Below are 25,533 nucleotides of genomic sequence, written 5' to 3' on the forward strand. Positions count from 1 at the left end.
GTCTGAAACTGACGGGGCCGGCTTCCGGCCTCGTCAACAGAGCCCGAACACCATGCTTTTGCCTTCTCCCTGGCGCGCTGACTTCCCCGCCATCGCCGCCTTGCAACGTCAGGCCCAGACCTATCTGGACAGCGCTGCAACCACGCAAAAACCCCAAGCCCTGCTCGACGCACTGACGCACTACTACGCCAATGGCGCAGCCAATGTGCACCGGGCCCAGCACCTGCCGGGCGCCCACGCGACCCAGGCCTTCGAAAACACCCGCCACAAAGTGACGCAATGGCTCAATGCTGGCGAGTGCGGGCAAATCGTTTTCACCCACGGTGCCACGTCGGCGCTGAACCTTCTGGCCTATGGCCTGGAGCACCAATTCAAGACGGGCGATGACATTGTTATCAGCGCCCTGGAACACCACGCCAACCTGCTGCCGTGGCAGCAGCTGGCGCAGCGTAAAGGGTTGAATCTGGTGGTGTTGCCGCTGGATGCCGACGGCGTGATCGACCTCGAGGCAGCCGCACGCCTGATCACCCCGCGCACCCGCCTGCTGGCCGTAAGCCAGTTGTCCAACGTACTGGGCGTATGGCAGCCCCTGCCTGAACTGCTGGCGCTGGCCAAGGCCCATCAGGCCCTGACCGTAGTCGATGGCGCACAAGGTGTGGTCCACGGTCGTCATGACGTGCAGGCGTTAGGCTGCGACTTCTATGTATTTTCCAGCCACAAGCTGTATGGCCCGGACGGGCTGGGCGTGCTGTTTGGCCGCCATGAAGCGCTGAGCCTTTTGCAGCACTGGCAGTTTGGCGGCGAAATGGTCCAGGACGCCGACTACCAGCACGCCACCTTCCGCCCCGCGCCGCTGGGCTTTGAGGCCGGAACCCCGGCGATAGCCAGCGTGATCGGCCTGGGCGCAACGCTCAACTATCTGGCCAACCTCGACCAGGCCGCCGTGCAAGCCCACGAAGCAGCGCTGCACGGGTTGCTCGTCGAGGGTTTGCAGCAGCGTCAGGGCATTCGCCTGCTGGGCACTCCGCAACTGGCCTTGGTCAGTTTTGTCGTGGATGGCGTACACAACGCCGACCTGGCCCACTTACTGACCGAACAGGGAATAGCCGTGCGCGCCGGGCATCATTGCGCCATGCCGCTGCTCAAAGGCCTGGGGCTGGCCGGAGCCATCCGCGTTTCGCTGGCGCTGTACAACGATTCAGACGATCTGGAGCGTTTTTTCGACGCGCTCGATCAGGCGCTGGAGCTGCTGCAATGACTCTGCCCGCCCAGGCGCAGGCGGCGCTCGACAGCTTTGAGCATTGCAGCGGCTGGGAACAGCGTGCGCGCCTGTTGATGCAATGGGGTCAGCGTTTGCCGGAGCTGAGCGAGACCGACAAAACCGAGGCCAACCGCGTACATGGCTGTGAAAGCCTTATGTGGCTGGTGGGCAAGCAGGTCGATGGTCGCTGGCAGTTTGCGGCCAGCAGTGAGGCGCGGTTGATTCGCGGGCTGGTGGCGTTGCTGCTGGCGCGGGTCAATGGCTTGACCACTGAAGAGCTGCAACAGGTCGATTTGCCGGGCTGGTTCGAGCAGTTGGGCCTGAGCCGGCAACTGTCGCCATCGCGCAGCAACGGGCTGAATGCCGTGCTGGTGCGGATGCGGGAGTTGGCAGGCTAACCCTTGCCGCTTCCACAGATGTTGTGCGGCCCTCAAAACCCGGGCTTGCGCAAAATAACTGTGGGAGCGGGCTTGCCCGCGATGCTGGCGATTCGGTTCATCTGAAAAGCCGCAGCGATCCTATCGCGAGCAAGCCCGCTCCCACAGGTCAGGTCCGGGGCGAGCCTTATTCCTGCGGTGCAGGCTTTACCTTCTCCGAAGGCCGCCGCACGCCCGCCACGATCTTGTCCACCGCCTTGGTCGCCGCGACCATACCAAAGGTGGCGGTCACCATCATCACCGCGCCAAACCCGCCGGCGCAGTCCAATTTGACCCCATCCCCCACAAAACTCTTCTGCAGGCAAATGCTGCCGTCCGGCTTGGGATAACGCAGCTGTTCGGTAGAGAACACACACGGCACGCTGTAATGGCGGGTCATGGTGCGCGAAAAGCCATAGTCGCGGCGCAAGGTCGAACGCACCTTGGAGGCAAGCGGATCATTGAACGTACGGTTCAAGTCACAGACCTGGATCAGCGTCGGGTCAATTTGCCCGCCCGCACCACCGGTGGTGATGATCTGGATCTTGCGCCGCTTGCACCAGGCAATCAGCGCCGCCTTGGCATTTACGCTGTCGATGCAGTCGATCACGCAGTCAATATTCGGGGTGATGTACTCGGCCATGGTTTCGCGGGTGACGAAATCCGCCACTTCGTGAACCACACAATCCGGGTTGATCTGACGCAGGCGCTCGGCCATCACTTCGACCTTGTCCCGACCAATGGTCGTGCTCAAGGCGTGCAACTGGCGGTTGCTGTTGCTGACGCACACGTCATCCAGGTCAAACAACGAAATCTCGCCGACGCCGCAGCGCGCAATGGCTTCTGCCGCCCACGACCCGACACCGCCCACACCGACGATCGCCACATGGGCTACCTTCAGCCGTTCAAGGCCTTCCAGCCCATATAACCGGGCTACACCGGCAAAACGTGGATCTTCTGTACTCATCACCAACACCCCAAAAACCGGCGCGCATTATAGGGGGCTTACATTGCATTGAGTATCTTTCCTACAGGCTATGCGACCAAGCCTGCTTTAATAGCCTACTGAGTAAGAAGATCAGAGCTACAAATAATAAAGAAAGAACTTAAGACGGTAACAACTGCCCAACGCCGGATCCAATTCCGTCAGCTATACGATGGGTCGGAGCACAGTGTAGGATGCGCGCCGTTTGGCACCCGCCGACCGATCTTCGTTCCACTCCCTTTGGAACCCGAAATAGTTATGTCATCGCGTAAATTTGGACTCAATCTGGTGGTGGTCCTGGCCATCGCCGCGCTCTTCACAGGCTTCTGGGCGCTGATCAATCGCCCGGTCTCTGCACCCAACTGGCCCGAGCAAATCTCCGGCTTTTCGTACTCGCCGTTCCAGCAAGGCCAGTACCCGCAGAAAGACCAGTACCCGACCGACGACGAAATGCGTCGCGACCTGGAGATCATCAGCAAGCTCACCGACAACATCCGGACTTATTCGGTTGATGGCACCCTGGGCGATATTCCCAAGCTGGCGGAAGAATTCGGCCTGCGCGTGACCATCGGGATCTGGATCAGCCCGGACCTGGAGCGCAACGAACGGGAAATCCAGAAAGCCATCGAACTGGCCAACAATTCGCGCAGCGTGGTGCGGGTTGTGGTGGGCAACGAAGCCCTGTTCCGTGAAGAGATCACCCCTGAAGACCTGATCGTGCTGCTGGACCGGGTGCGCGCTGCGGTCAAGGTGCCGGTCACCACGTCCGAGCAATGGCACATCTGGGAGAAATACCCGCAACTGGCCAAGCACGTTGACCTGATCGCCGCGCACATCCTGCCCTACTGGGAATTTATCCCGGTGGACAAGGCCGGTGAGTTCGTCCTGGACCGTGCCCGCGACCTGAAAAAAATGTTCCCGAAAAAACCGCTGCTGCTGTCCGAGGTGGGCTGGCCGAGCAACGGCCGCATGCGCGGTGGCGCTGACGCCACCCCGGCCGACCAGGCCATTTATCTGCGTACGCTGGTCAACACCCTCAACCGTCGCGGCTACAACTACTTTGTGATCGAAGCCTTCGACCAGCCGTGGAAAGCCAGCGACGAAGGTTCGGTAGGTGCGTACTGGGGCGTGTACAACGCGGCCCGCCAGCAAAAATTCAACTTTGAAGGCCCGGTAGTAGCCATTCCACAGTGGCGCGTACTGGCCATCGGCTCGGTGGTCATGGGCCTGCTGTCGCTGGCGTTGCTGCTGATCGACGGCTCTGCCCTGCGCCAGCGTGGCCGCACCTTCCTGACCTTCACCGCGTTCCTTTGCGGGTCGGTACTGGTGTGGATCGCCTACGACTACAGCCAGCAATACAGCACCTGGTTCAGCCTGACCGTGGGCTTCCTGCTCGGACTGGGTGCCCTCGGGGTGTTTATTGTGTTGCTCACCGAGGCCCATGAACTGGCCGAGGCGGTATGGATTCGCAAACGCCGACGGGAGTTTTTACCGGTCGAGGCCGACGATGCCTACCGCCCGAAAGTCTCGATCCATGTGCCGTGCTACAACGAGCCGCCAGAGATGGTCAAACAGACCCTCGACGCCCTGGCCAACCTCGACTACCCCGATTTCGAAGTGTTGATCATCGACAACAACACCAAGGACCCGGCGGTATGGGAGCCGGTGCGCGACTATTGCGCCACCCTCGGCCCGCGCTTCAAGTTCTTCCACGTCGCGCCCCTGGCCGGCTTCAAGGGCGGCGCACTGAACTTCCTGATCCCGCATACCGCGCCGGACGCCGAAGTGATCGCCGTGATCGACTCCGATTACTGCGTTGACCGCAACTGGCTCAAGCACATGGTGCCGCACTTTGCCGACCCGAAAATCGCCATCGTGCAATCGCCGCAGGACTACCGCGACCAAAACGAAAGCAAATTCAAGAAGCTCTGCTATTCGGAATACAAAGGCTTCTTCCATATCGGCATGGTCACCCGCAACGACCGCGACGCAATCATCCAGCATGGCACCATGACCATGACCCGCCGCTCCGTGCTCGAAGAGCTCGGCTGGGCCGACTGGTGCATCTGTGAAGACGCCGAACTGGGCCTGCGCGTGTTCGAGAAAGGCTACTCAGCAGCCTATTCCCACAATAGCTACGGCAAGGGCCTGATGCCCGATACCTTTATCGACTTCAAGAAACAGCGCTTCCGCTGGGCCTACGGGGCGATTCAGATTATCAAGCGTCACTCTTCAAGCCTGCTGCGCGGCAAGGACACTGAGCTGACCCGCGGCCAGCGCTATCACTTCCTAGCGGGTTGGCTGCCGTGGGTGGCCGATGGCATGAATATCTTCTTCACCGTGGGCGCCCTGTTGTGGTCGGCGGCGATGATTATCGTGCCGACGCGGGTCGATCCGCCGCTGCTGATTTTCGCCATCCCGCCATTGGCGCTATTCGTGTTCAAGGTGGGCAAGATCATCTTCCTGTACCGCCGTGCGATGGGGGTCAACCTCAAGGACGCCTTCGCCGCGGCACTGGCGGGGCTGGCGTTGTCCCACACCATCGCCAAAGCCGTGCTGTACGGGTTCTTCACCACCAGCATTCCGTTCTTCCGCACCCCGAAAAACGCCGATAACCACGGCTTTTGGGTCGCCATCTCGGAAGCCCGCGAAGAAGTGTTCATCATGCTGTTGCTCTGGGGCGCGGCACTGGGGATCTTCTTCGTGCAGGGCCTGCCGAGCAACGACATGCGTTTCTGGGTGGTGATGTTGCTGGTGCAATCGCTGCCGTACCTGGCGGCGCTGATCATGGCCTTTATGTCTTCGCTGCCCAAACCGGTAGAAGAAGCCCAAGAGCAACCGGCTGCATAAATTGACTGCAACCACTAAACGGCGGCCTCTGGCCGCCGTTTTGCTTTAAGATAACCGCCCTTTTGTGCCTTGTGTCCCGCTTCGGAGTCCCTACCATGACGGCCCACGCCGACCTTTCGCCGACCCTGCAACTTGCCTGCGATCTGATCCGTCGCCCTTCCGTGACGCCGATCGATGCCGATTGCCAGAAGCTGATGATGCAGCGCCTGGGCGATGCCGGCTTCATGCTTGAGCCGATGCGCATCGAGGACGTCGACAACTTTTGGGCCACCCACGGCAAACACGAAGGCCCGGTACTGTGCTTCGCCGGCCACACCGACGTGGTGCCCACCGGCCCGGTCCAGGCCTGGCAGAACGACCCGTTCGACGCACTGATCGATGAACACGGCATGCTTTGCGGCCGTGGTGCGGCCGACATGAAAGGCAGCCTGGCAGCCATGCTGGTGGCCGCCGAGCGCTTTGTCGCCGACTACCCGGACCACAAGGGCAAGGTCGCGTTTCTGATCACCAGTGACGAAGAAGGCCCGGCCCATCACGGTACCAAGGCCGTGATCGAACGCTTCAAGGCCCGTAACGAGCGCCTGGACTGGTGCATCGTCGGCGAACCGTCGAGTACCACCCTGGTCGGCGACGTGGTCAAAAACGGTCGTCGCGGCTCCCTGGGCGCCAAGCTCACCGTGCGTGGCAAGCAAGGCCATGTTGCCTACCCGCACCTGGCCAAGAATCCGATTCATCTGGCCGCCCCAGCCCTTGCCGAACTGGCCGCCGAGCACTGGGACAACGGCAACGCCTTCTTCCCGCCGACCAGCTTCCAGATTTCCAACCTCAACTCCGGCACGGGCGCAACCAACGTGATCCCCGGTGACCTGGTGGCGGTGTTCAACTTCCGTTTCTCCACCGAGTCCACCGTTGAAGGCCTGCAAAAGCGCGTGGCCGACATCCTCGACAAGCATGGCCTGGACTGGCACATCGACTGGGCATTGTCCGGCCTGCCCTTCCTGACCGAGCCGGGCGCTTTGCTTGACGCGGTTTCGTCGAGCATCAAGCAGGTGACGGGGCGTGAGACCAAGGCCTCGACCAGCGGTGGTACGTCCGACGGGCGCTTTATCGCCACCCTGGGCACCCAAGTGGTAGAACTGGGGCCGGTCAACGCGACCATCCACCAGGTCAACGAACGGGTTCTGGCCAGCGATCTGGATGTGCTGACCGAAATCTACTACCAGACCCTGATCAAGTTGCTCGCCTGATGCTCGCCTGCCCAATCTGCTCCGAACCGCTCAATGCAGTGGACAATGGTGTCGTGTGCCCCGCCGGGCACCGTTTTGACCGTGCCCGCCAGGGCTATTTGAACCTGTTGCCGGTGCAACACAAGAACAGCCGCGACCCTGGCGACAACCAGGCAATGGTTGAAGCCCGCCGCGACTTTCTCAACGCCGGGCACTACGCCCCCGTGGCCAAACGCCTGGCCGAGCTGGCCGCCGAACGCGCGCCGCAACGCTGGCTCGACATCGGCTGTGGCGAGGGTTATTACACCGCGCAAATCGCCCAGGCACTGCCCGACGCCGATGGTTACGCCCTGGATATCTCCCGCGAGGCGGTCAAGCGCGCCTGCAAGCGCAACCCGCAACTGACCTGGTTGATCGCCAGCATGGCCCGCGTACCCTTGGCCGATGCCAGCTGCCAGTTTTTGGCCAGTGTATTCAGCCCGCTGGACTGGCTTGAAGCCAAGCGCCTGCTGACCCCGGGTGGTGGCCTGATGCGTGTAGGCCCAACACGCGGGCACTTGATGGAACTGCGCGAGCGGCTGTACGACGAAGTACGGGATTACGCTGACGACAAGCATTTGGCCCTGGTGCCCGAAGGCATGGCGCTGCAACACAGCGAAACACTGGAGTTCACCCTCAGCCTGAGCGAACCCCAGGATCGCGCCAACCTGCTGGCCATGACCCCTCACGGCTGGCGTGCCAGTGCCGAGCGCCGCGCCGAGGTCATCGAGCACCCCGAGCCTTTAGTGGTGACGGTGTCGATGCGCTACGATTACTTCGTGCTTCAATAACCAACTTTACGGCCAGGGGCACATGCCTCTGGCCCGATTAATCCGCGAGTGGATTTTTCAGACCCGCAGTGAGGACATCCATGCGCCAACCCGATATCGAGATTTACCTGAAAGAAGCCGTCACTTACAAAGACGTCGAAGCCTGGCTGGCAAACGTGCTGGGGCCGTGCACGGAATGGAAAAAGAAAGGCGAAACCTGGAAGTGCACCGCAGGCGAAGTGCCGGTGACCTGGATGCCAAAGGCCGTGGGCAAATGGAACAGCCTGTACCTGGACAGTGATAAAACCCCGTGGGAAGACGATATTGCCTGCGCCAAGGCCGCTTTTGAGGCCCTGCACATCGAAGTGCGTTGCGCACCGGGCAGCTGGGTTGAAGAACAGGGCGAGGCAGACGCCGACCGCTGGATCCGCATCAGCGAAGACGGCCAGGAAGAAATCACCTGGAAAACCGGTTCCTGAGTAAAACCCGCTACAAATCCCTTGTGGGAGCGGGCTTGCTCGCGATGGTATCGCTGCGGTCAGCCAAATGCACCGCGCCGCCCATATCGCGAGCAAGCCCGCTCCCACAGGGAGGGGCCGCAGAGCCTTACAACCCCACTACATCCTCGGCCTGCAGGCCCTTGGCGCCTGTGACCTGGGTGTATTCGACCTGCTGGCCTTCGGCCAGGCTGCGATGGCCTTCACCGCGAATGGCGCGGTAGTGCACAAACACATCGGCCCCGTTCTCGCACTGGATAAAGCCGTAGCCCTTGGCATCGTTGAACCACTTCACATTGCCTGTTACACGTGTCGTCATGGAACCTTCCCCCCTTTTTATTATTGAGCGGGCTCGTTATTGGCCCTTTAAGAGTTTTCGCTTGAACTAGACTTCCACCGATTGCGTCTTACACAAGACAGCGAAAGACCTCGAGTATAAGTCAGGCAAAAAAACACTCAATCAATATTAGTTCGCCGCTTTTTTGCCGATTTTGCGCTGATACTGCAAACTACCCGACCGAGTAAACGCTCGTTTAATTCACTAACGCAGAAGCCGTATGACCCCCTCCCCATTCCGCCGCCTTGTATTTGGCGCCCTGCGTCGCTTGCTGTACCTGTGGGTGCGCTCGGAGACCATCAATCAGTCTTCGCTGACCCTGAACCTGGATCGCAGCCGCCCGGTGTTCTATGTACTGCAATCGCCCTCGCTGACCGAACTGGCCGTGGTCGACGCCGAATGCTCCAAGGCCGGCCTGCCGCGCCCGGTGCTGCCGGTTGCCGTGGGCGAGATGATCGAGCCCGCCGCCTTCTTCTACCTGACCCCCGAGCCCGACTGGCTGGGCCGCCAGGACAAGCGTGGGGCGCCGCCGGTATTGACCCGTCTGGTCGACAGCCTGAGCCAGCACCCGGGCGAAGATGCGCAAATCATTCCGGTCAGCGTGTTCTGGGGCCAGTCTCCCGACAGCGAGTCCAGCCCCTGGAAACTGCTGTTTGCCGATAGCTGGGCCGTGACCGGACGCTTGCGGCGTCTGCTGCGGATCCTGATTCTGGGCCGCAAAACCCGCGTGCAATTCTCGGCCCCTATCCATATGCGCGAGCTGGTCGACCTCAACAAGGGCCACGAACGCACCGTGCGCATGGCCCAGCGCATTTTGCGGGTGCACTTTCGCAACCTGAAAATTTCGACCATTGGCCCCGATCTGTCGCACCGACGCACACTGGTCAAAGGGCTGGTCAACGAGCCTGCCGTGCGTCAGGCGATCCTCGATGAAGCCGGGCGCGAAAATATTTCGCCAGACAAGGCCCGTGCCCTGGCGCTGCGCTACGCCAACGAAATCGCCTCAGACTACACCTACACCGCGATCCGTTTTTTTGAAGTATTGCTGAGCTGGTTCTGGAACAAGATCTACGACGGGGTCAAGGTCAACCAGATCGAGAGCGTGCAAAAGGTCGCCCAGGGCCACGAGATCATTTATGTACCGTGCCACCGCAGCCATATCGACTACCTGTTGCTGTCCTATCTGCTGTTTCGCAACGGCCTGACCCCGCCGCATATTGCCGCCGGGATCAACCTCAACATGCCGGTGCTGGGCCCGCTGCTGCGGCGTGGCGGGGCGTTTTTCATGCGCCGCACCTTCAAGGGCAACCCGTTGTACACCTCGGTGTTCAACGAATACATGCACACCCTGTTTACCAAGGGTTTCCCGGTGGAGTACTTCGTCGAAGGCGGCCGCTCGCGCACCGGACGCATGCTGCAACCAAAAACCGGGATGCTGGCCATCACCGTGCGCAGTTTCTTGCGCTCATCACGTACGCCTATCGTCTTTGTACCGGTGTACATCGGTTACGAGCGCGTACTAGAAGGCCGTACCTACCTTGGCGAACTGCGCGGTGCGAGCAAGAAAAAAGAATCGATTTTCGATATTTTCAAAGTGATCGGCGCCCTTAAAAAGCAGAAGTTCGGTCAGGTCGCGGTCAACTTCGGCGAGCCGATCAAGCTTGCCGAGTTTCTCGAGCAGGAGCAGCCGGGCTGGCGCCAGCAGGAGCTTGCGCCGGCCTACCGGCCTGAATGGCTGAGCCAGACCACCAACCGTCTGGGGGAAAAAGTTGCCCGGCACCTGAATGAGGCTGCGGCCATCAATCCGGTCAACCTGGTGGCCCTGGCCCTGCTGTCCACTACCCGCCTGGCCCTGGATGAACAGGCTATGGCCCGGGTGCTGGACCTGTATCTGGCCCTGCTGCGCCGGGTTCCCTACTCGCCGTACACCACCTTGCCCGAGGGTGACGGGCCGGCACTGATCCAGCATGTCAAAGACATGAATCTGCTGGCCGAGCAAAGCGATGCGCTGGGCAAGATCCTCTATCTGGATGAGCAGAACGCGGTTCTGATGACCTATTACCGCAACAACGTGATGCATATCTTTGCCTTGCCATCGTTGCTGGCCAGCTTCTTCCAGAGCACCTCGCGCATGAGCCGCGAACAGATCCTGCGCTACACCCATGCGCTGTACCCGTATCTGCAATCGGAACTGTTTATCCGCTGGTCCGCAGAGGAACTCGACGGTGTAGTCGACCAATGGCTTGAAGCCTTTGTCGAGCAAGGCTTGCTGCGCTTCGAAAAAGACGTGTACCTGCGCCCTGCGCCCAGTTCGCGACACTTTGTATTGCTGACGCTGCTGTCCAAAAGCATTGCGCAAACCCTGCAACGCTTTTACATGGCCATCTCCTTGCTGCTCAATAGCGGCCAGAACACCTTGAGCGCCGAAGAGCTGGAAGACCTGTGCACCATGATGGCCCAGCGCCTGTCGATCCTGCATGGGCTCAATGCCCCTGAGTTCTTCGACAAGAGCCTGTTCCGCCACTTTATCCAGACCTTGCTCGAAGAAGACGTATTGCGCCGCGATGCCAACGGCAAATTGAGCTACCACGAACTGCTCGGTGAACTGGCCGAAGGGGCTGCCAAGCGCGTCTTGCCTGCCGAAATCCGCCTGTCTATCCGCCAGGTGGCCTTGCACCGCACTGAAGACACCCCTGAGCAGCCGCCACTTTCGCTGGAAAAAACATCTTGAATGGAGACTTACATGAAAAAAATCCTTTTACTCAGCCTCACAGCCCTGCTTGGAGCCTGTAGTTCCATGACCCCTACCCAGCATGCCAGCCTCGATGGCGAAGTGTTTTACCTGCAACGCATTGCCTTGCCGCCGACGGCGACACTGGAAGTGAGCCTGCAGGACGTTTCGCTGGCCGACGCACCAGCGGTAACGCTTGCCAAGCAAAGCGGCCAGATCAAGGGCCAGGTGCCACTGCCTTTCCACCTGACCTACGACCCGGCGCAGATCAAGCCCGGCCACACCTACGCTATCAGCGCGCGGATTGAAGAAAACGGCCAGTTGCTGTTTATCAACACCGAGCGCAATAGCGTCGACCTGACGGCCAAGACCCAGCAGCCGATCCGTGTGCGCGTGGATCAGATTCGCTAATTCGCAGGCTTACCCTCACCCCAACCCTCTCCCGGAGGGAGAGGGGGCTGATTGGGGAATAACGGAGAATCTCGGCAGCCGAAAGTATTGAGCTGAATCCCGCAGCAACGCGGTCAAGTCCCCTCTCCCTCCGGGAGAGGGTTAGGGTGAGGGGCTTTTGAACTAGACCTTCCTGACCTTGAACCACGCCGCATACAGCGCCGGCAAGAACAGCAGCGTCAGCACAGTTGCCACGATCAGCCCGCCCATAATGGCCACCGCCATCGGCCCGAAGAACACGCTGCGTGACAGCGGAATCATCGCCAGCACCGCCGCCAGCGCGGTCAGCACAATCGGCCGAAAACGCCGCACTGTCGCTTCAATCACCGCCCGCCACGGGTCCAGCCCCGCCGCCTTGTCCTGCTCGATCTGATCCACCAGGATCACCGAGTTGCGCATGATCATCCCCGACAATGCGATGGTGCCCAGCATTGCCACAAAACCAAACGGCTTGCCAAACAACAGCAGGAACAATGTCACCCCGATCAGACCCAAAGGCGCCGTCAGGAATACCATGACCATGCGCGAGAAACTGCGCAGCTGCACCATCAGCAATGTCAGCACCACCACGATAAACAGCGGCACACCGGCTTTCACCGAGTCCTGGCCACGGGTGGAGTCTTCGACGGTGCCGCCCACTTCCAGCAAATAGCCATCCGGCAGTTCGGCACGCACGCCCTCCAGGGTCGGCAGGATCTGCTGCACCAGGGTCGCCGGTTGCTCCTTGCCGTAGATATCCGCCCGCACGGTCACGGTCGGCAGGCGATTGCGGTGCCAGATAATGCCTTCTTCAAAGCCATATTCCAGGGTCGCGATCTGCGACAGGGCAACGCTCTGGCCATTGTCGGTGGGCACCGCCAGACTCGGCAGCAGAGCAAGTTCAGTGCGTTCCTGCGGTGTGCCGCGTAGGAGAATTTCGATCAACTCGTTGTCTTCGCGGTACTGGCTGACCGTCGAGCCCAGCAGGGTGCTTTGCAAGAAGCGCGACAGGTTGGCCGTGCTGACTCCCAGGGCACGCGCGCGGTCCTGATCGATATTGAGGTTGACCACCTTGCTCGGCTCTTCCCAGTCCAGGTGCACGTTGACCACATGGGGGTTGCCCCGCACTTGGGCCGCAACCTTGCGCGCCAGCGCCCGTACCTCTTCGATATGCTCGCCGGTCACCCGGAACTGCACCGGATAGCCCACAGGCGGGCCGTTTTCCAGGCGCGTCACCCGCGAACGGATGGTCGGGAACTGCTCATTAAGGGTGTCGATCAACCAGGTGCGCAGGCTTTCCCGGTCTTCGATGGTTTTGGCCAATACCACGAACTGGGCAAAGCTTGCCGCTGGCAGTTGCTGGTCCAGAGGCAGGTAATAGCGTGGCGAACCGGTGCCCGCGTAAGCCACATAGTTCTCGATGCCCGGGTGATCCTTGAGCAGTGCTTCGAGCTGCTTGACCTGATCGGTGGTGTTGCTCAACGAAGCGCCTTCGGCCAGCTTCATGTCGACCATCAGCTCCAGCCGGCTGGACGCCGGGAAGAACTGCTGCGGTACAAACTTGAACAGCACCACCGAGCCCACAAACACCAGCGCGGTCAGGGCAATCACGGTTTTGCGCCGGGTGACGCACCACTCCACCAACCGCCGTACGCGCTGGTAAAACGGCGTCGCGTAGGGGTCAGGCACGCCAGCCCCGGTGCCGTGTTTGGCCGCATGAATCTTCGCCAGGTCCGGCAACAACAGCGCGCCCAGATAGGGCACAAACACCACTGCAGCCACCCATGACGCCAGCAGGGCAATGGTTACCACCTGGAAAATCGAGCGGGTGTATTCGCCGGTGCTCGACTGCGCCATCGCAATTGGCAAAAAGCCCGCAGCTGTAATCAACGTACCGGTAAGCATCGGGAACGCCGTGCTGGTCCAGGCAAAACTTGCGGCCTTGAGCCTGTCGTAGCCCTGCTCCATTTTGATCGCCATCATTTCCACAGCGATGATCGCGTCATCGACCAGCAGGCCCAGCGCCAGTACCAGCGCCCCCAGCGAGATCTTGTGCAGGCCGATGCCGAAGTAATGCATGGCGGCAAAGGTCATGGCCAGCACCAGCGGAATGGTCAGCGCCACCACCATGCCGGTACGCACGCCCAATGAGAAAAAACTCACCAGCAGAACGATGACCAGCGCTTCGACCAGCACCTGCACGAACTCGCCAACGCTGGTTTTCACCGCCGCGGGTTGATCAGACACCTTGCCCAGTTGCATACCCGCCGGCAGGTTTTTCTGGATGCGTTCAAACTCGGCATCCAGTGCCTTGCCCAGCACCAGAATATCGCCGCCGTCCTTCATTGCCACGGCCAGACCAATTGCGTCCTGACCCATAAAGCGCATGCGCGGCGCCGGCGGATCATTGAATCCGCGACGCACATCAGCCACATCGCTGATGCGTAAAGTGCGCTCGCCGACGCGAATGGGGAAACGCTCGATCTCTTCGACCGTTTTGAAATTACCGCTCACGCGCAGTTGCACGCGCTCGGTGGGCGTTTCAAAAAAACCTGCCGTCGATACCGCGTTCTGCTCTTCAAGGGCTTTTTGCACGGCCGCCAGCGGCAAACCAAGGGTCGCCAGCTTGAGGTTGGACAGCTCGATCCAGATTTTTTCGTCCTGTAGGCCCAGCAACTCGACCTTGCCCACATCCTTGACCCGCTGCAGCTGGATCTGGATACGGTCGGCGTAGTCCTTGAGCACTGCGTAGTCGTAACCTTCCCCGCTCAGGCTGTAGATATTGCCGAAAGTGGTGCCGAATTCATCGTTGTAAAACGGCCCCTGAGCATCCGGCGGCAACGTGTGACGTATATCACTGATCTTTTTGCGAACCTGATACCACAGCTCGGGTATCTGATCGGAATGCATCGAATCGCGGGCCATAAAGGTCACTTGCGATTCGCCGGGGCGCGAGAACGAGACAATGCGCTCGTACTCGCCGGTTTCCATCAGTTTCTTCTCGATTCGTTCGGTGACCTGACGCGAGACTTCTTCAGCCGTGGCGCCCGGCCACAGGGTACGGATCACCATCGCCTTGAAGGTAAACGGCGGATCTTCGCTCTGCCCCAGTTTTGTGTAGGAAAGCCCGCCGACAATTGCCAGCAACAGCATCAGGAACAGGACGATCTGGCGATTGCGCAACGCCCATGCGGAAAGGTTGAAACCCATGGGGATTACTCCTTCGCCGCAACATTGATCGCCCGGTTGGAGCGATCAATCGGCCGCACCTCCTGGCCTGGATGCAACACATGCACACCAGCGGCGACGATCCAGTCATCGGCCTTGAGACCTTCAAGCACCGGCACACTGTTTTCGCCAAACGGCCCTACCCGCACGGGTACTTGTTCAAGCTTGTTATCCTGGCCCACGCGCCACACATAAGCCGCACCGTTTTCGGCGGTCAGTGCAGACAGCGGCACGGACAGAGAGCTGGCGCCTTCGCTCTGGATGAACACACGGGCACTTTGGCCAAGCTCTGCAGGTACTTTGCCTGCAGTGAAAGCGATACGGGCAGCAAAGGTGCGCGATTTAGGATCGGCTGAAGGCGACAGTTCGCGGATGCGACCGCTGAAGCGCTGGCCGGGTTGCGACCACAACTCGACGGCCACCGGCAGACCGATCTTGAAGCGGCCAAAATCCTGTTCCGGCAAGCTGATCAGCACTTCGCGCTCGCCATCGGCAGCCAGGGTGAACACCGTTTGCCCGGCACTGACCACTTGCCCCACCTCGACCTGACGCTGAGCAATCACGCCATCTTGTGGAGCACGCAATACCGCATAGCTCGCCTGATTGCTGGCCACGTCCTGCTCGGCCTTGAGCTGTTGCAGCTTGGCTTCGCCTGAGCGATAAAGGTTTTCGGCATTATCAAACTGCGAGCGGCTGACCATCTGCCGGTCCAGCAGGGTCTTGTAGCGGTCGCGCTCGGCACGCACCAGGTTCAGGTTGGCCTGCCCGGCGGCGACCTGGGCGCGGGTTGCGTCCAATTGCAGGCGCACATCTTGCGGGTCCAGTTCGGCCAGCGGCTGGTTGGCCTTGACCCGCTCGCCCTCATCCACCAGACGCCGGGTTACCTTGCCGCCAATGCGAAACGCCAGTTGCGGGTCAAACCGCGCCCGCACTTCGCCCGGGTAGCTCTGGCTGGCCAGTGCCGAAGGCTGCGGTTGCACCACCATCGCCGGGCTGATGCTGATTTTTGCGGGCTCCTGCTGCCCACACCCAGACAATAAAAACAGCAGACACACAGGCACAGCGCGGGGCAAGGCATGGCGCAACATGGTGATGACCTTTCGCTAATGGGGCTTGGAATATTTATACTGGCCGCATGTTATTAATACTAAACTCACCAGTCCAGTAATAAACGGATATGTCTGACAATCCTTTACCCCCCAATGCCCTCGGGCGCCCCAAGGACCTGGCAAAACGCCAGTCGATCCTCGACGCCGCCAAAAGCCTGTTTTTGACCAAGGGCTATGCCAACACCAGCATGGATGCGGTTGCGGGCCTGGCCGGTGTGTCAAAACTGACGGTCTACAGCCACTTTACGGACAAGGAGACGCTGTTTTCCTCGGCCATCATGTCCAAATGCACCGAGCAGTTGCCGCTGCTGTTTTTTGAATTGCCTGCAGGCAAGCCGATCAAGGATGTGTTGCTGAACATTGCGCGTGGCTTTCAGGTGCTGATCAACAGCGAGGAGTCGCTGAACCTGCATCGCCTGATGGTCGCCCTGGGCAGCCAGGACCCGAAACTGTCGCAGATCTTCCTGGAGGCCGGGCCTGAGCGGGTGGTCCACGAGATGGAGGGCTTGCTGCGCAAGATGGATCAAAGCGGCGCGCTGCGCATCGACAACCCCCATTATGCGGCGGAGCACTTCTTCTGCATGCTCAAGGGCGCGCCGAACTTTCGCCTGCTGTTTGCCGGCGGTGAGCCGCCGGGGCCTGAGGACAGCGAGGCCCATGTGCAGGAAGTGGTGGGGATATTTATGCGGGCTTATCAGCCAGTTTGAAGCAACTGTGGGAGCGGGCTTGCTCGCGATGGCTTCACCGCGTTTTGCCTGACAGACCGCGGCGCCTGCATCGCGAGCAAGCCCGCTCCCACAGAAGGTGAGGGTGTAGTGTTTAAGGCTTCAACGCCTTCTTCGGATAAATATCGTACCGGCTCGATTTACCATCCAGCGCATGGCTCGGCTTGGGCCCGGCAATACACGGCGCCTTGCGCGGGCGCTTGACCACCACCCGGTGGCTGGCCAATGCCAACGCCGCCTCAAGCAACGCCGGGGCATCGTTGTCGTCGCCCACCAATGGCCGGAACAGGCGCATTTCCTTTTTCACCAGGGCGGTTTTCTCGCGATGGGGGAACATCGGGTCCAGGTAGATCACCTGCGGCGGTTCGCCTTCCCAATTGCGCATCACTTCGATCGAATTGCCCTTGAGCAGGTGCATGCGCGACACGATCGGCGCCACCTCAAAATCATCCAGGCCACGGGCCAGCCCGTCTTCCAGCAAGGCGCCAATCAGCGGCTGGCGCTCGATCAGACTCATTTCGCAGCCCAGGCTCGCAAGCACGAACGCATCTTTGCCCAACCCTGCCGTGGCATCCAGCACTCGCGGGCGCACGCCCTGCTGGATGCCCACGGCCTTGGCGATCATCTGCCCCGTACCGCCGCCAAACAAACGGCGATGGGCCGCGCCGCCTTCGACAAAATCGACCCGCACCGGGCCGGGCGCATCCAGGCCCAACTGCTGCAACTGCAAACCCTGGGCGCTCAACTGCAAGGCGAACTCGGCGTCCGGTTCGTCCAGGGGCAACCCCAGGCGCTCGGCCCATTGTTCGGCCAGGGCCTGATAGGCCTCGTCCAGGGCCTCGACTTTAATACGACAGCCCGCTGCTTGCTCAGTCATCTAAAAACACGCTCAAAAATTTAATGATCGGCAAAGGCTGCCGATAAATGAAATATCCGACATTTTGCCAGAGCTGGGCGTCAACCGAGAGCCATGTCAGACATTCATTCCGCATCTATCGGCTTTATTGCGCCCATTGGCGACTTTGGCCGACACAATTCGCAGATCACAGGCAGCGTCAATCACCTGTGGAAGGACTTCTATGCCCAGGCGTTGGCAGAACAGTCCGGTGCTGACGATTTTGCGGCGCTCGATATCGCACCCGCTGCCAAGGATGAAAAGACCGAGCCTCGCGGTGGTAGCGAGGTGCTGGGCACTATCGTCACCCAGCGCCATTGCGAAGTTCAGGACACCGAGCTGCGCCCGCCGCAAGCCCTGTTTCTGCCTATTGCCGAATTCGAACTGGACTTGCTGCCGCCGCCAGCAGTGCCCTACCCGCCGGAAGTCATTGCCGAGCAACAGCACCAGCAGGATTTCAACAGTACATGGGTACGTCCGATCGTCATGGATCAGGGCCATCCGCTGCCTGATCCGGGACCAGGACCTGAGCCACGCCCTCTGCATTTGCCGATTGCCGAGTTCGAACTGGACCTGCTGCCACCGCCCGCCGAGCCCTTCGACGCCATGACCCTGATCGAGCAACAACGGGCGATGGACTTCGACCTGGGCTGGGCGCGACCGTTGGTGGTCAATAACCTGCGCCTGGCAGCCTAAAGCAGGCCCAGTTGTTCGCGGCTCTGCGGCGGATGCAGCTCGGGCAGTGCCGGCAGCCCCGGTAACCTTTCACTCAATTGTTGATGAAAGCGCCGCGCCAGTTCCGGTGCGCGGTGATTGTCCGGCGTGTGTAAAAACACATACGGCGTGCGCCCTTCCTCGATCCAGCCCGCGACTTTTTCAACCCAGGGCAACAAGTAAGGGTCGTTGGCTTCAAGCTCCGGGCGGCCAATAAAACGCACCTGCGGCCACTGTGTGAAGGCCGCCGGTCGTGGTGGCACTCGCGGTTTTTTCGATTGGGCGTGGCGCACCGCAGGGTCGCTCGAATCGCAACTGAACAGTGCCCGCGGATCAAGACAGATACGCTCGACCCCGCGATCCATCAGCAAGCGGTTGAGCAAGCGCTCGGCATCGCCTTTGGCAAAGAACTCCGGGTGACGCACTTCAACCGCCAGCGGCCGCTGCAGGGCGTCCATAAAGCTCACCAGCTCAGCCAGGCGCTGTGGCCCGAAGCTGGCCGGCAGTTGTAGCCAAAACGGCGCCACACGCATGCCAAGGGGCTGCAACAGTTGCAGGAAGTCTTCGGCTGCGTGCAATTGCCCACGCAAATCACCGCCGTGGCTGATATCCCGCGGGAACTTGGCTGTCAGGCGAAAGTGTTCGGGCAGGCTGTGCGCCCAGCGCTGCACCGTGGTTGGCGCCGGGCGGGCATAGAAAGTGGTATTGCCTTCCACGGCATTGAAGACCTGCGCATACAGGCTCAGAAAATCCGCCGGGCGGGCGTTTTGCGGATACAGGCCTTCGCGCCAGGCGTTTTCACTCCAGGACGGGCAACCGAGGTAGTAAGGAAGCTCAATCATGGGCTCAGATATACAGATCCAGCCCCAGCACTTCCTGCTCCCAGTCAACAAAGCCTGCGGTGCTCAGGTAGCTGGCAAGGGCACTGGCCGCGCTTTTGCTCATGGCTCGCTGGAAGATCATGTCTTGCGAACGCACCGGCAACTGGCTGATGCGCTCGCCGGAAGATGTACGGGGGGTGTGCTCGGGCGCGGCTTGCGTGTCTTCAACCGACTCATCAACCACCGCCTGACCTTTACGCGGTTTGCGCTTGATGGGGTAGGACTGGGAAGAAAAGCCGTCAATGCGCATGGCTGCATGCTCAGGGGGGATAGTTACAATTTAGCGGCGCAGGCCAGACTAAGCAAATAGGCCGGTTATTTTGTAGCCGCTGCCGAAGGAACGAGGCTGCGTTCGGCGGCGAAGCCGTCGCGAAATCAGGCACTGCGGTGTGCCAGTCGAAACCCGTTATCAGGGTTTACGACGGCTTCGCCGCCGAACGCAACCTCGCTCCGCTCGTCAGCGGCTACAAAAGCGGATCAGACGCCACGTTCGGCTTTTGTTGCCGCAACCTTGTCACGCAGGTACACCGGCTGGGCGTCATCGGCGCGGATGGCTTCGCCACGGTCCCAGGCAAAGCGGGCCAGGGTCAGCAGGTCTTCGGCGTGGGGCAACATCCCCGCATCCATCGCGTAAGGCTTGACGTTCAAGCGCTCGGCATAACCCCAGCCCGTGCCCGCGCCATACCAGTCGCCTGTGGCGCCATCGGGCAAGGCCGCAGCTTCAGGCGCCAATACCGCTTCGGCGCCTTGCAGACGCATCTCACCGGCCTCTTCGCGATAGCAACCCCAGTACACCTCGTCCATGCGCGCATCAATGGCCGCTACCACCTGGGTGGCGCCGTGCTCGCGATGGGCGCGCTGGGCCAGGACCGCCAGGTTGGAAATCGGCAACACCGGGCGCTCCAGCGCAAAGGCCAGGCCCTGCACCACGCCGATGGCGATACGCACACCGGTAAAGGCACCCGGCCCGCGACCGAAGGCAATGGCCTCGACCGCCGACAGCTCGACACCGGCCGCCGCCAGCAGGTCCTTGATCATCGGTAACAGCTTTTGCGCATGCAGGCGCGGGATCACCTCGTAGTGGCTCGTAACCTTGCCATCGTGCAACAAGGCAACTGAGCAAGCTTCAGTCGCGGTATCCAGGGCCAGCAAGGTGGTCATCGGTGTTCCCGTCAGAATCAGAATTGAAAAAAGTCCAGCAGTATAAACAACAACAGCCCGCAAGCGGGCTGTTGTCATGAGGCAAAATCGACTTCTCAGCTCAGCGCTTCAAGCACCTTGGCCGTGATCGATTCTACCGAGCCAACGCCTTCAACGTGGCTGTACTTGGGCTTGCCCTGGGCAGCAGCCAGCTTCTGGTAGAAGTCCACCAGCGGCTTGGTTTGCGAATGATAGACAGACAGGCGGTGACGAACGGTTTCTTCGGTGTCGTCCTTGCGCTGTACCAGGTCTTCGCCGGTCACATCGTCCTTGCCTGCAACCTTTGGCGGGTTGTAGACGGTGTGGTACACGCGGCCCGAGGCTTCGTGTACGCGACGGCCAGCAATACGCTGGACAATCTCTTCGTCTTCAACGGCGATTTCCAGCACGTGATCCAGCTCTACACCGGCTTTGACCAGCGCTTCAGCTTGCGGGATGGTGCGCGGGAAACCGTCGAACAGGAAACCGTTGACGCAATCCGGCTGAGCAATACGCTCTTTCACCAGGTTGATGATCAGGTCATCGGAAACCAGACCGCCGCTGTCCATCACGCCTTTGGCGATCAGGCCCAGTTCGGTGCCGGCTTTAACGGCTGCACGCAACATGTCGCCAGTGGAGATTTGCGGGATGCCAAATTTTTCAGTGATGAACTTTGCCTGAGTACCTTTACCGGCCCCGGGAGCTCCCAGCAGAATTACGCGCATCGATGTGCTCCTCAAATTTTTTATTTAAATGACAACAGATTCGCCTCTTTGGGCCAATCTCAAAATCGGGTTCTGGCCATCAAAACGGCCAAGGGCTGATCAAGATACACAGCAGGCCCGGCCCACACAAGCCGCCCAAAGTAGGAAAAATTACAGCCAAACGGGCCTGTGCGGCCGGGTGTCACAGGTCGCAACCCCACAATAAAGTGTCGCGCCCACACAGGGGTCGGCACCAGGCCTGCCCTGTGCCTGCCTGCTCTGGCGCGACATTTGCCGCCGTTTTGCCCTAGCCGGTGTTGCGCAAGCCGGCCGCGATCCCGGCCACAGTCACCAGCAACGCTTGTTCCAGAGGGCTGTCCTGCGCCGCTTGCTGGCGTCGCGACCGCGCCAGCAGCTCGGCCTGCAATAGATGAAGAGGGTCCAGGTAAGTGTTGCGCAAACGGATGAACTCAAGCGTCTCCGGGCTATGTGCCATCAACTGCGCCTGGCCGGTCAAACCCAGCACCACCGAACACGCCTGCGACAATAAGTCGCGTAAGTGCGCACCCAATGGCAGCAGTTCCGGGCTCACCAGACGCTCGTCGTAGAGCCGGGCGATATCGGCATCGGCCTTGGCCAGCACCATCTCCAGCATGTCGATGCGGGTGCGGAAAAACGGCCACTGCTCGCGCATTTGTGCCAACTGCTCCCCTTCGCCCCGTGCCAGTGCCTGGCTCAGGGCGGTCTCCCAGCCCAGCCAGGCGGGTAGCATCAGGCGGGTCTGGGTCCAGCCGAAAATCCACGGGATGGCCCGCAGGCTTTCAATCCCCCCTGCCCGGCGCTTGGCCGGCCGGCTGCCCAGAGGCAAGCGGCCCAGTTCCTGCTCCGGGGTGGACTGGCGGAAATACTCGACGAACTGCGGATTGTCCCGAACCACGCCACGGTAGGCAGCGACGCCATCCGCCGCCAGCTCATCCATCAACACCCGCCAGCCCGGCTCCGGCAAGGGCGGCGGCAGCAAAGTGGCTTCCAGTACTGCGGCCAGATACAGATTGAGATTTTGTTCGGCAATGTCCGGCAGGCCGAATTTAAAGCGAATCATTTCGCCTTGTTCAGTGGTGCGGAAACGCCCCGCCACCGAGCCCGGCGGCTGTGACAGGATCGCCGCGTGAGCCGGGCCACCGCCGCGCCCCACGGTACCGCCGCGACCATGAAACAACAGCAGCTCGACACCTTGCTCACGGCAGATATTGACCAGGGCTTCCTGCGCCCGGTATTGCGCCCAAGCGGCTGCCGTGGTGCCAGCATCCTTGGCCGAGTCGGAATAACCGATCATCACTTCCTGCGGCCCCTGCAGATGGGCACGATAGCCCGGCAGCAACAGCAGGCGCTCGACCACCGGCCCGGCATTGTCCAGGTCAGCCAGGGTTTCAAACAGCGGTACAACCCGCATCGGCCGCACCAGCCCGGCCTCCTTGAGTAACAGTTGCACCGCCAGTACATCGGAAGCGGCACCTGCCATCGAAATCACATAGGAACCCAGCGAGGCGCCAGGCGCGGCAGCCACTTCGCGGCAGGTCGCCAGCACTTCGGCGGTGTCGGCACCCGGCTTGAAATAACCGGGCAACAGCGGCCGACGGTTGTTCAATTCACGCATCAGAAAGATCAGGCGCGCATCTTCGTCCCAGTCTTCATAGCGACCCAGGCCCAGGTAATCGGTGATTTCGGTCATGGCCGAGGCATGGCGGGCGGCGTCCTGGCGCACATCGAGGCGCACCAGGAACAGGCCGAAGGTCACCGCCCGGCGCAGAAAGTCCAACAACGGGCCATCGGCAATCACGCCCATGCCACAGGCATGCAAGGACTGATAGCAAAGCTGCAACGGCGCCAGCAGCTCGCGGTTGTCCTGCAGCACTTCGGGCGGTGGCGCCTGGGTGCTGTGCAAGGCGCTATGAGCCCAGCTGCGCGTCGCACGCAGGCGTTCGCGCAGTTGCTTGAGCACGGCCCGATACGGTTCGGCACTGTCGCCTGCTGCGGCCAGCAGCTCGGCGCTGGCGTGTTGCATCGACAGATCGGCTGCCAGTTTGTCGAGATCGCGCAGGTACAGATCCGCGGCCATCCAGCGCGCCAGCAGCAGTACTTCACGGGTCACGCTGGCAGTGACATTGGGGTTGCCGTCACGGTCGCCGCCCATCCAGGATGCAAAGCGGATCGGCGCCGCTTCCAGAGGCAAATGCAGGCCAGTGGCCGCATGCAGGGCCTTGTCGGCCTTGCGCAACATATGCGGCACGGCGTGCCACAACGAATGCTCGATAACCGCAAAACCCCACTTGGCCTCATCGACAGGCGTGGGCCGGGTGCGGCGGATTTCTTCGGTATGCCAGGCCTCGGCAATCAGGCGCTGCAAGCGCTGCTGGATCTCGGATTTTTCCGCCAGGGTCAGCTCACGGTGGTCCTGGGCCGCCAGCTGTTCGGCGATTGCATCGTACTTTTGAATCAGCGTACGGCGGGTCACCTCAGTAGGGTGCGCGGTGAGCACCAGTTCGATTTCAAGGCGGCTGACCTGACGCGCCAGCGACTCCGGGTCATGTCCTTCGGCCAGCAGACGTTCCAGCAGTTGCGGCAACACTAACGCTTCGAAGGGTTGGGGCTGGCCTTCTTCACGCCGGTGGATCAATTCGTACTGCTCGGCAATGTTGGCCAGGTTCAAAAACTGGTTAAAGGCCCGCGCCACGGGCAGCACTTCGTCATCGCCCAGGGCATCCAGAATCGCACTCAATTCCTCGCCCGTAGTGCCGCGCCGGTCGGCCTTTGCCCCCTTGCGAATCAGCTCGATCTTGGCGAGAAAAGCGTCGCCGTATTGGTCACGAATCGTATTACCCAACAGCTCACCCAGCAGGTGAACATCATCGCGCAAGCGTGCATCAATATCGGTCATCAGCAGTTTCTCCAGCAGGATCCGGGGACAGCTCGTACCCCAAGAGTGCGTTGCAATCGCTGCCTGTGGCAAGCCACGGGGCTCGCAGATTTAAAAAAATGTGCTGACCAATCGGTCAAAAAATCTTTTAGGCCAAATGCCATCTTTTATTGAACTATTCAAAAAACGCTTCGGTCACAGCCATTAACCATCACCGCTGGAACTCGTGTTCCAACACTCCGGGTGACCTTACCAGTCGTGATGGAATTTGCTGTTTTTAAGGAGCTTCCCAATGGAGTTGAAGACCATGATGACCCGCACTGTCAAAACCACCTCACCTCGCCTGCGCGGGCTAAAACTGGCTGCGCTGGCAATCGGCACCAGCTTCGTTCTGGCCGGTTGCGCTGGCAATCCACCTTCAGAGCAGTACGCCGTGACTCAATCGGCGGTGAATAACGCCGTGAGCGCAGGCGCTACTGAATATGCACCGGTGGAAATGAAATCGGCCCAGGACAAACTCAAGCAGGCCGAGCTGGCCATGCATGACAAAAAATACGACGAAGCCCGTCGTCTGTCCGAACAAGCGGAGTGGGATGCTCGCGTAGCAGAGCGCAAGGCCCAGGCGGCGAAGGCCGAGAAGGCTGTTCAGGATGCTCAGAATGCCGTTCAGCAATTGCGTCAGGAAGGCATGCGCAGCGTTAAGTAAACGCGGCCCTTTTTTGACTGCATCTGGCGACACAGCATTCCAAATCGATAGAAAGGACTAAATATCATGCGCAATACAGTACTGATCCCTGCCCTGTTGGCCCTGAGCGTTGGCCTGGCGGCGTGCTCGCACCAGCCGAACGTCAACCTGGAAAACGCCAAGACCAACTTCTCGGCCCTGCAGACCAACCCTGAAGCGACCAAGGTGGCAGCCCTGGAAACCAAGGACGCCAGCGAATGGCTGGACAAGGCTGAGAAGGCTTACCTGAACAAGGAAGACGAATCCAAGGTTGACCAACTGGCCTACCTGACCAACCAGCGTGTTGAAGTAGCCAAGCAGACCATCGCGCTGCGTACCGCTGAAAACAACCTGAAAAACGCCGGTGCCGCGCGTAACCAGGCGTTGCTCGATGCGCGTGATGCGCAAATCCAGCAACTCAAGGGCATGAACGCCAAGCAGACCGAGCGCGGCACGCTGGTGACCTTTGGTGATGTGCTGTTCCAGTTCGGCAAGGCTGACCTGCAACCCAACGGCATGCGCAATATCAACACCCTGGCCGAGTACCTGCTGCAGAACCCGGATCGCAAGGTGATTGTCGAGGGTTACACCGACAGCGTCGGCTCGGCGGCTTTCAACCAGACCCTGTCTGAGCGCCGTGCCGAATCGGTGCGTAATGCACTGGTGCGCAAAGGCGTAGACCCGACCCGCATCGTGGCCCAGGGCTATGGCAAGGAATACCCGGTGGCCAGCAACAACAGCGACTCGGGCCGTGCCCAGAACCGCCGCGTTGAAGTGACCATCTCCAACGACAACCAGCCGGTAGCACCGCGTACCTCAATGCGCTAAGTGGTCATGAAAAAGCCCCGCCTGAGTGATCAGGCGGGGCTTTTTTTTGGCGCAAATATATCCACAACTGTGGGAGCGGGCTTGCTCG

The 25,533-nt window shown here is 60.6% G+C and carries 22 protein-coding genes; 12 read left to right on the forward strand and 10 right to left on the reverse strand.

The window, feature by feature from the left end:
• Window positions 1-52 precede the first annotated feature (52 nt).
• Together BLU25_RS09315 and BLU25_RS09320 are read left to right on the forward strand one after the other, a co-directional pair.
• Complete coding sequence (locus BLU25_RS09315; protein WP_083369609.1) at window positions 53-1,258, forward strand: aminotransferase class V-fold PLP-dependent enzyme; 1,206 nt, start codon at window positions 53-55, stop codon at window positions 1,256-1,258.
• A complete protein-coding gene (locus BLU25_RS09320; RefSeq protein WP_016781973.1) occupies window positions 1,255-1,659 on the forward strand; it encodes a SufE family protein in 405 nt (134 codons plus the stop codon). The genes BLU25_RS09315 and BLU25_RS09320 overlap by 4 nt, the downstream gene beginning before the upstream one ends.
• Before the next feature lie 166 nt (window positions 1,660-1,825).
• Here BLU25_RS09320 and tcdA read toward each other — a convergent pair whose 3' ends face one another.
• The gene (gene tcdA / locus BLU25_RS09325; RefSeq protein WP_016781972.1) at window positions 1,826-2,644 is read right to left on the reverse strand and encodes a tRNA cyclic N6-threonylcarbamoyladenosine(37) synthase TcdA; all 819 of its coding nucleotides are present in this window, start codon (window positions 2,642-2,644) and stop codon (window positions 1,826-1,828) included.
• A 276-nt stretch (window positions 2,645-2,920) separates the two neighbouring features.
• Between tcdA and BLU25_RS09330 the strand changes: the two genes are divergently transcribed.
• The 4 genes from BLU25_RS09330 (at window position 2,921) to BLU25_RS09345 (ending at window position 8,026) form a co-directional block, all read left to right on the forward strand.
• A complete protein-coding gene (locus BLU25_RS09330; protein WP_083369610.1) occupies window positions 2,921-5,512 on the forward strand; it encodes a glycosyltransferase in 2,592 nt (863 codons plus the stop codon).
• Window positions 5,513-5,607: 95 nt separating this feature from the next.
• Window positions 5,608-6,759, forward strand: coding sequence for a succinyl-diaminopimelate desuccinylase (gene dapE / locus BLU25_RS09335; RefSeq protein ID WP_016781970.1), 1,152 nt, complete (start codon window positions 5,608-5,610; stop codon window positions 6,757-6,759).
• On the forward strand, window positions 6,759-7,568 hold the full coding sequence (locus BLU25_RS09340; RefSeq protein ID WP_016781969.1) for a putative RNA methyltransferase: 810 nt from the start codon (window positions 6,759-6,761) through the stop codon (window positions 7,566-7,568). Before dapE ends, BLU25_RS09340 begins: the two co-directional genes overlap by 1 nt.
• Window positions 7,569-7,648: 80 nt before the next feature.
• Window positions 7,649-8,026, forward strand: coding sequence for a hypothetical protein (locus tag BLU25_RS09345; RefSeq protein WP_016781968.1), 378 nt, complete (start codon window positions 7,649-7,651; stop codon window positions 8,024-8,026).
• Between the two features lie 127 nt (window positions 8,027-8,153).
• Here the strand turns inward: BLU25_RS09345 and BLU25_RS09350 are convergent, their stop codons facing one another.
• Window positions 8,154-8,363: a cold-shock protein gene (locus BLU25_RS09350; RefSeq protein WP_016781967.1), complete on the reverse strand. Its 210-nt coding sequence runs from the start codon at window positions 8,361-8,363 to the stop codon at window positions 8,154-8,156.
• A 238-nt stretch (window positions 8,364-8,601) separates the two neighbouring features.
• Between BLU25_RS09350 and plsB the strand changes: the two genes are divergently transcribed.
• Window positions 8,602-11,112 (forward strand): glycerol-3-phosphate 1-O-acyltransferase PlsB, encoded by a 2,511-nt coding sequence (plsB, locus tag BLU25_RS09355; protein WP_083369611.1) that lies wholly within the window; start codon window positions 8,602-8,604, stop codon window positions 11,110-11,112.
• Between the two features lie 12 nt (window positions 11,113-11,124).
• Window positions 11,125-11,523, forward strand: a complete 399-nt coding sequence (locus tag BLU25_RS09360) for a YbaY family lipoprotein (RefSeq protein ID WP_029611549.1) — start codon at window positions 11,125-11,127, stop codon at window positions 11,521-11,523.
• 162 nt (window positions 11,524-11,685) lie between these two features.
• On the opposite strand, the gene BLU25_RS09365 is transcribed toward BLU25_RS09360, so the two are convergent.
• Window positions 11,686-14,751 (reverse strand): efflux RND transporter permease subunit, encoded by a 3,066-nt coding sequence (locus tag BLU25_RS09365; protein ID WP_016781964.1) that lies wholly within the window; start codon window positions 14,749-14,751, stop codon window positions 11,686-11,688.
• 5 nt (window positions 14,752-14,756) lie between these two features.
• A complete protein-coding gene (locus BLU25_RS09370) occupies window positions 14,757-15,857 on the reverse strand; it encodes an efflux RND transporter periplasmic adaptor subunit (RefSeq protein WP_016781963.1) in 1,101 nt (366 codons plus the stop codon).
• A gap of 89 nt (window positions 15,858-15,946) precedes the next feature.
• On the opposite strand from BLU25_RS09370, the gene BLU25_RS09375 reads away from it, so the two are divergent.
• Window positions 15,947-16,585 carry a TetR/AcrR family transcriptional regulator gene (locus BLU25_RS09375; protein ID WP_016781962.1) on the forward strand — a complete coding sequence of 213 codons (639 nt, stop codon included), beginning with the start codon at window positions 15,947-15,949 and terminating at the stop codon, window positions 16,583-16,585.
• 112 nt (window positions 16,586-16,697) lie between these two features.
• Here the strand turns inward: BLU25_RS09375 and BLU25_RS09380 are convergent, their stop codons facing one another.
• Window positions 16,698-17,480: a class I SAM-dependent methyltransferase gene (locus BLU25_RS09380; protein ID WP_016781961.1), complete on the reverse strand. Its 783-nt coding sequence runs from the start codon at window positions 17,478-17,480 to the stop codon at window positions 16,698-16,700.
• A 93-nt stretch (window positions 17,481-17,573) separates the two neighbouring features.
• On the opposite strand from BLU25_RS09380, the gene BLU25_RS09385 reads away from it, so the two are divergent.
• Window positions 17,574-18,194: a hypothetical protein gene (locus BLU25_RS09385; protein WP_016781960.1), complete on the forward strand. Its 621-nt coding sequence runs from the start codon at window positions 17,574-17,576 to the stop codon at window positions 18,192-18,194.
• On the opposite strand, the gene BLU25_RS09390 is transcribed toward BLU25_RS09385, so the two are convergent.
• The 5 genes from BLU25_RS09390 to ppc all read right to left on the reverse strand — a co-directional run bounded on the left by BLU25_RS09390 (window position 18,191) and on the right by ppc (window position 23,914).
• Window positions 18,191-19,051 (reverse strand): DUF72 domain-containing protein, encoded by an 861-nt coding sequence (locus BLU25_RS09390; protein ID WP_029611548.1) that lies wholly within the window; start codon window positions 19,049-19,051, stop codon window positions 18,191-18,193. The two genes, BLU25_RS09385 and BLU25_RS09390, sit on opposite strands and share 4 nt — an antisense overlap.
• Window positions 19,052-19,058: 7 nt before the next feature.
• Window positions 19,059-19,343: a hypothetical protein gene (locus BLU25_RS09395; protein WP_016781958.1), complete on the reverse strand. Its 285-nt coding sequence runs from the start codon at window positions 19,341-19,343 to the stop codon at window positions 19,059-19,061.
• A gap of 227 nt (window positions 19,344-19,570) precedes the next feature.
• The gene (gene tsaB / locus BLU25_RS09400; protein WP_083369612.1) at window positions 19,571-20,254 is read right to left on the reverse strand and encodes a tRNA (adenosine(37)-N6)-threonylcarbamoyltransferase complex dimerization subunit type 1 TsaB; all 684 of its coding nucleotides are present in this window, start codon (window positions 20,252-20,254) and stop codon (window positions 19,571-19,573) included.
• A gap of 95 nt (window positions 20,255-20,349) precedes the next feature.
• Complete coding sequence (adk, locus tag BLU25_RS09405) at window positions 20,350-20,997, reverse strand: adenylate kinase (protein WP_016781956.1); 648 nt, start codon at window positions 20,995-20,997, stop codon at window positions 20,350-20,352.
• 286 nt (window positions 20,998-21,283) lie between these two features.
• Window positions 21,284-23,914 (reverse strand): phosphoenolpyruvate carboxylase, encoded by a 2,631-nt coding sequence (gene ppc / locus BLU25_RS09410; RefSeq protein ID WP_083369613.1) that lies wholly within the window; start codon window positions 23,912-23,914, stop codon window positions 21,284-21,286.
• A gap of 271 nt (window positions 23,915-24,185) precedes the next feature.
• Between ppc and BLU25_RS09415 the strand changes: the two genes are divergently transcribed.
• Both BLU25_RS09415 and BLU25_RS09420 read left to right on the forward strand, forming a co-directional pair.
• Window positions 24,186-24,599 carry a DUF4398 domain-containing protein gene (locus BLU25_RS09415; RefSeq protein ID WP_016781954.1) on the forward strand — a complete coding sequence of 138 codons (414 nt, stop codon included), beginning with the start codon at window positions 24,186-24,188 and terminating at the stop codon, window positions 24,597-24,599.
• 66 nt (window positions 24,600-24,665) lie between these two features.
• On the forward strand, window positions 24,666-25,445 hold the full coding sequence (locus tag BLU25_RS09420; protein ID WP_083369614.1) for an OmpA family protein: 780 nt from the start codon (window positions 24,666-24,668) through the stop codon (window positions 25,443-25,445).
• Window positions 25,446-25,533 lie beyond the last annotated feature (88 nt).

The sequence above is a fragment of the Pseudomonas fragi genome (genome assembly GCF_900105835.1).
GTDB classification, from domain to species: Bacteria; Pseudomonadota; Gammaproteobacteria; order Pseudomonadales; family Pseudomonadaceae; genus Aquipseudomonas; species Aquipseudomonas fragi.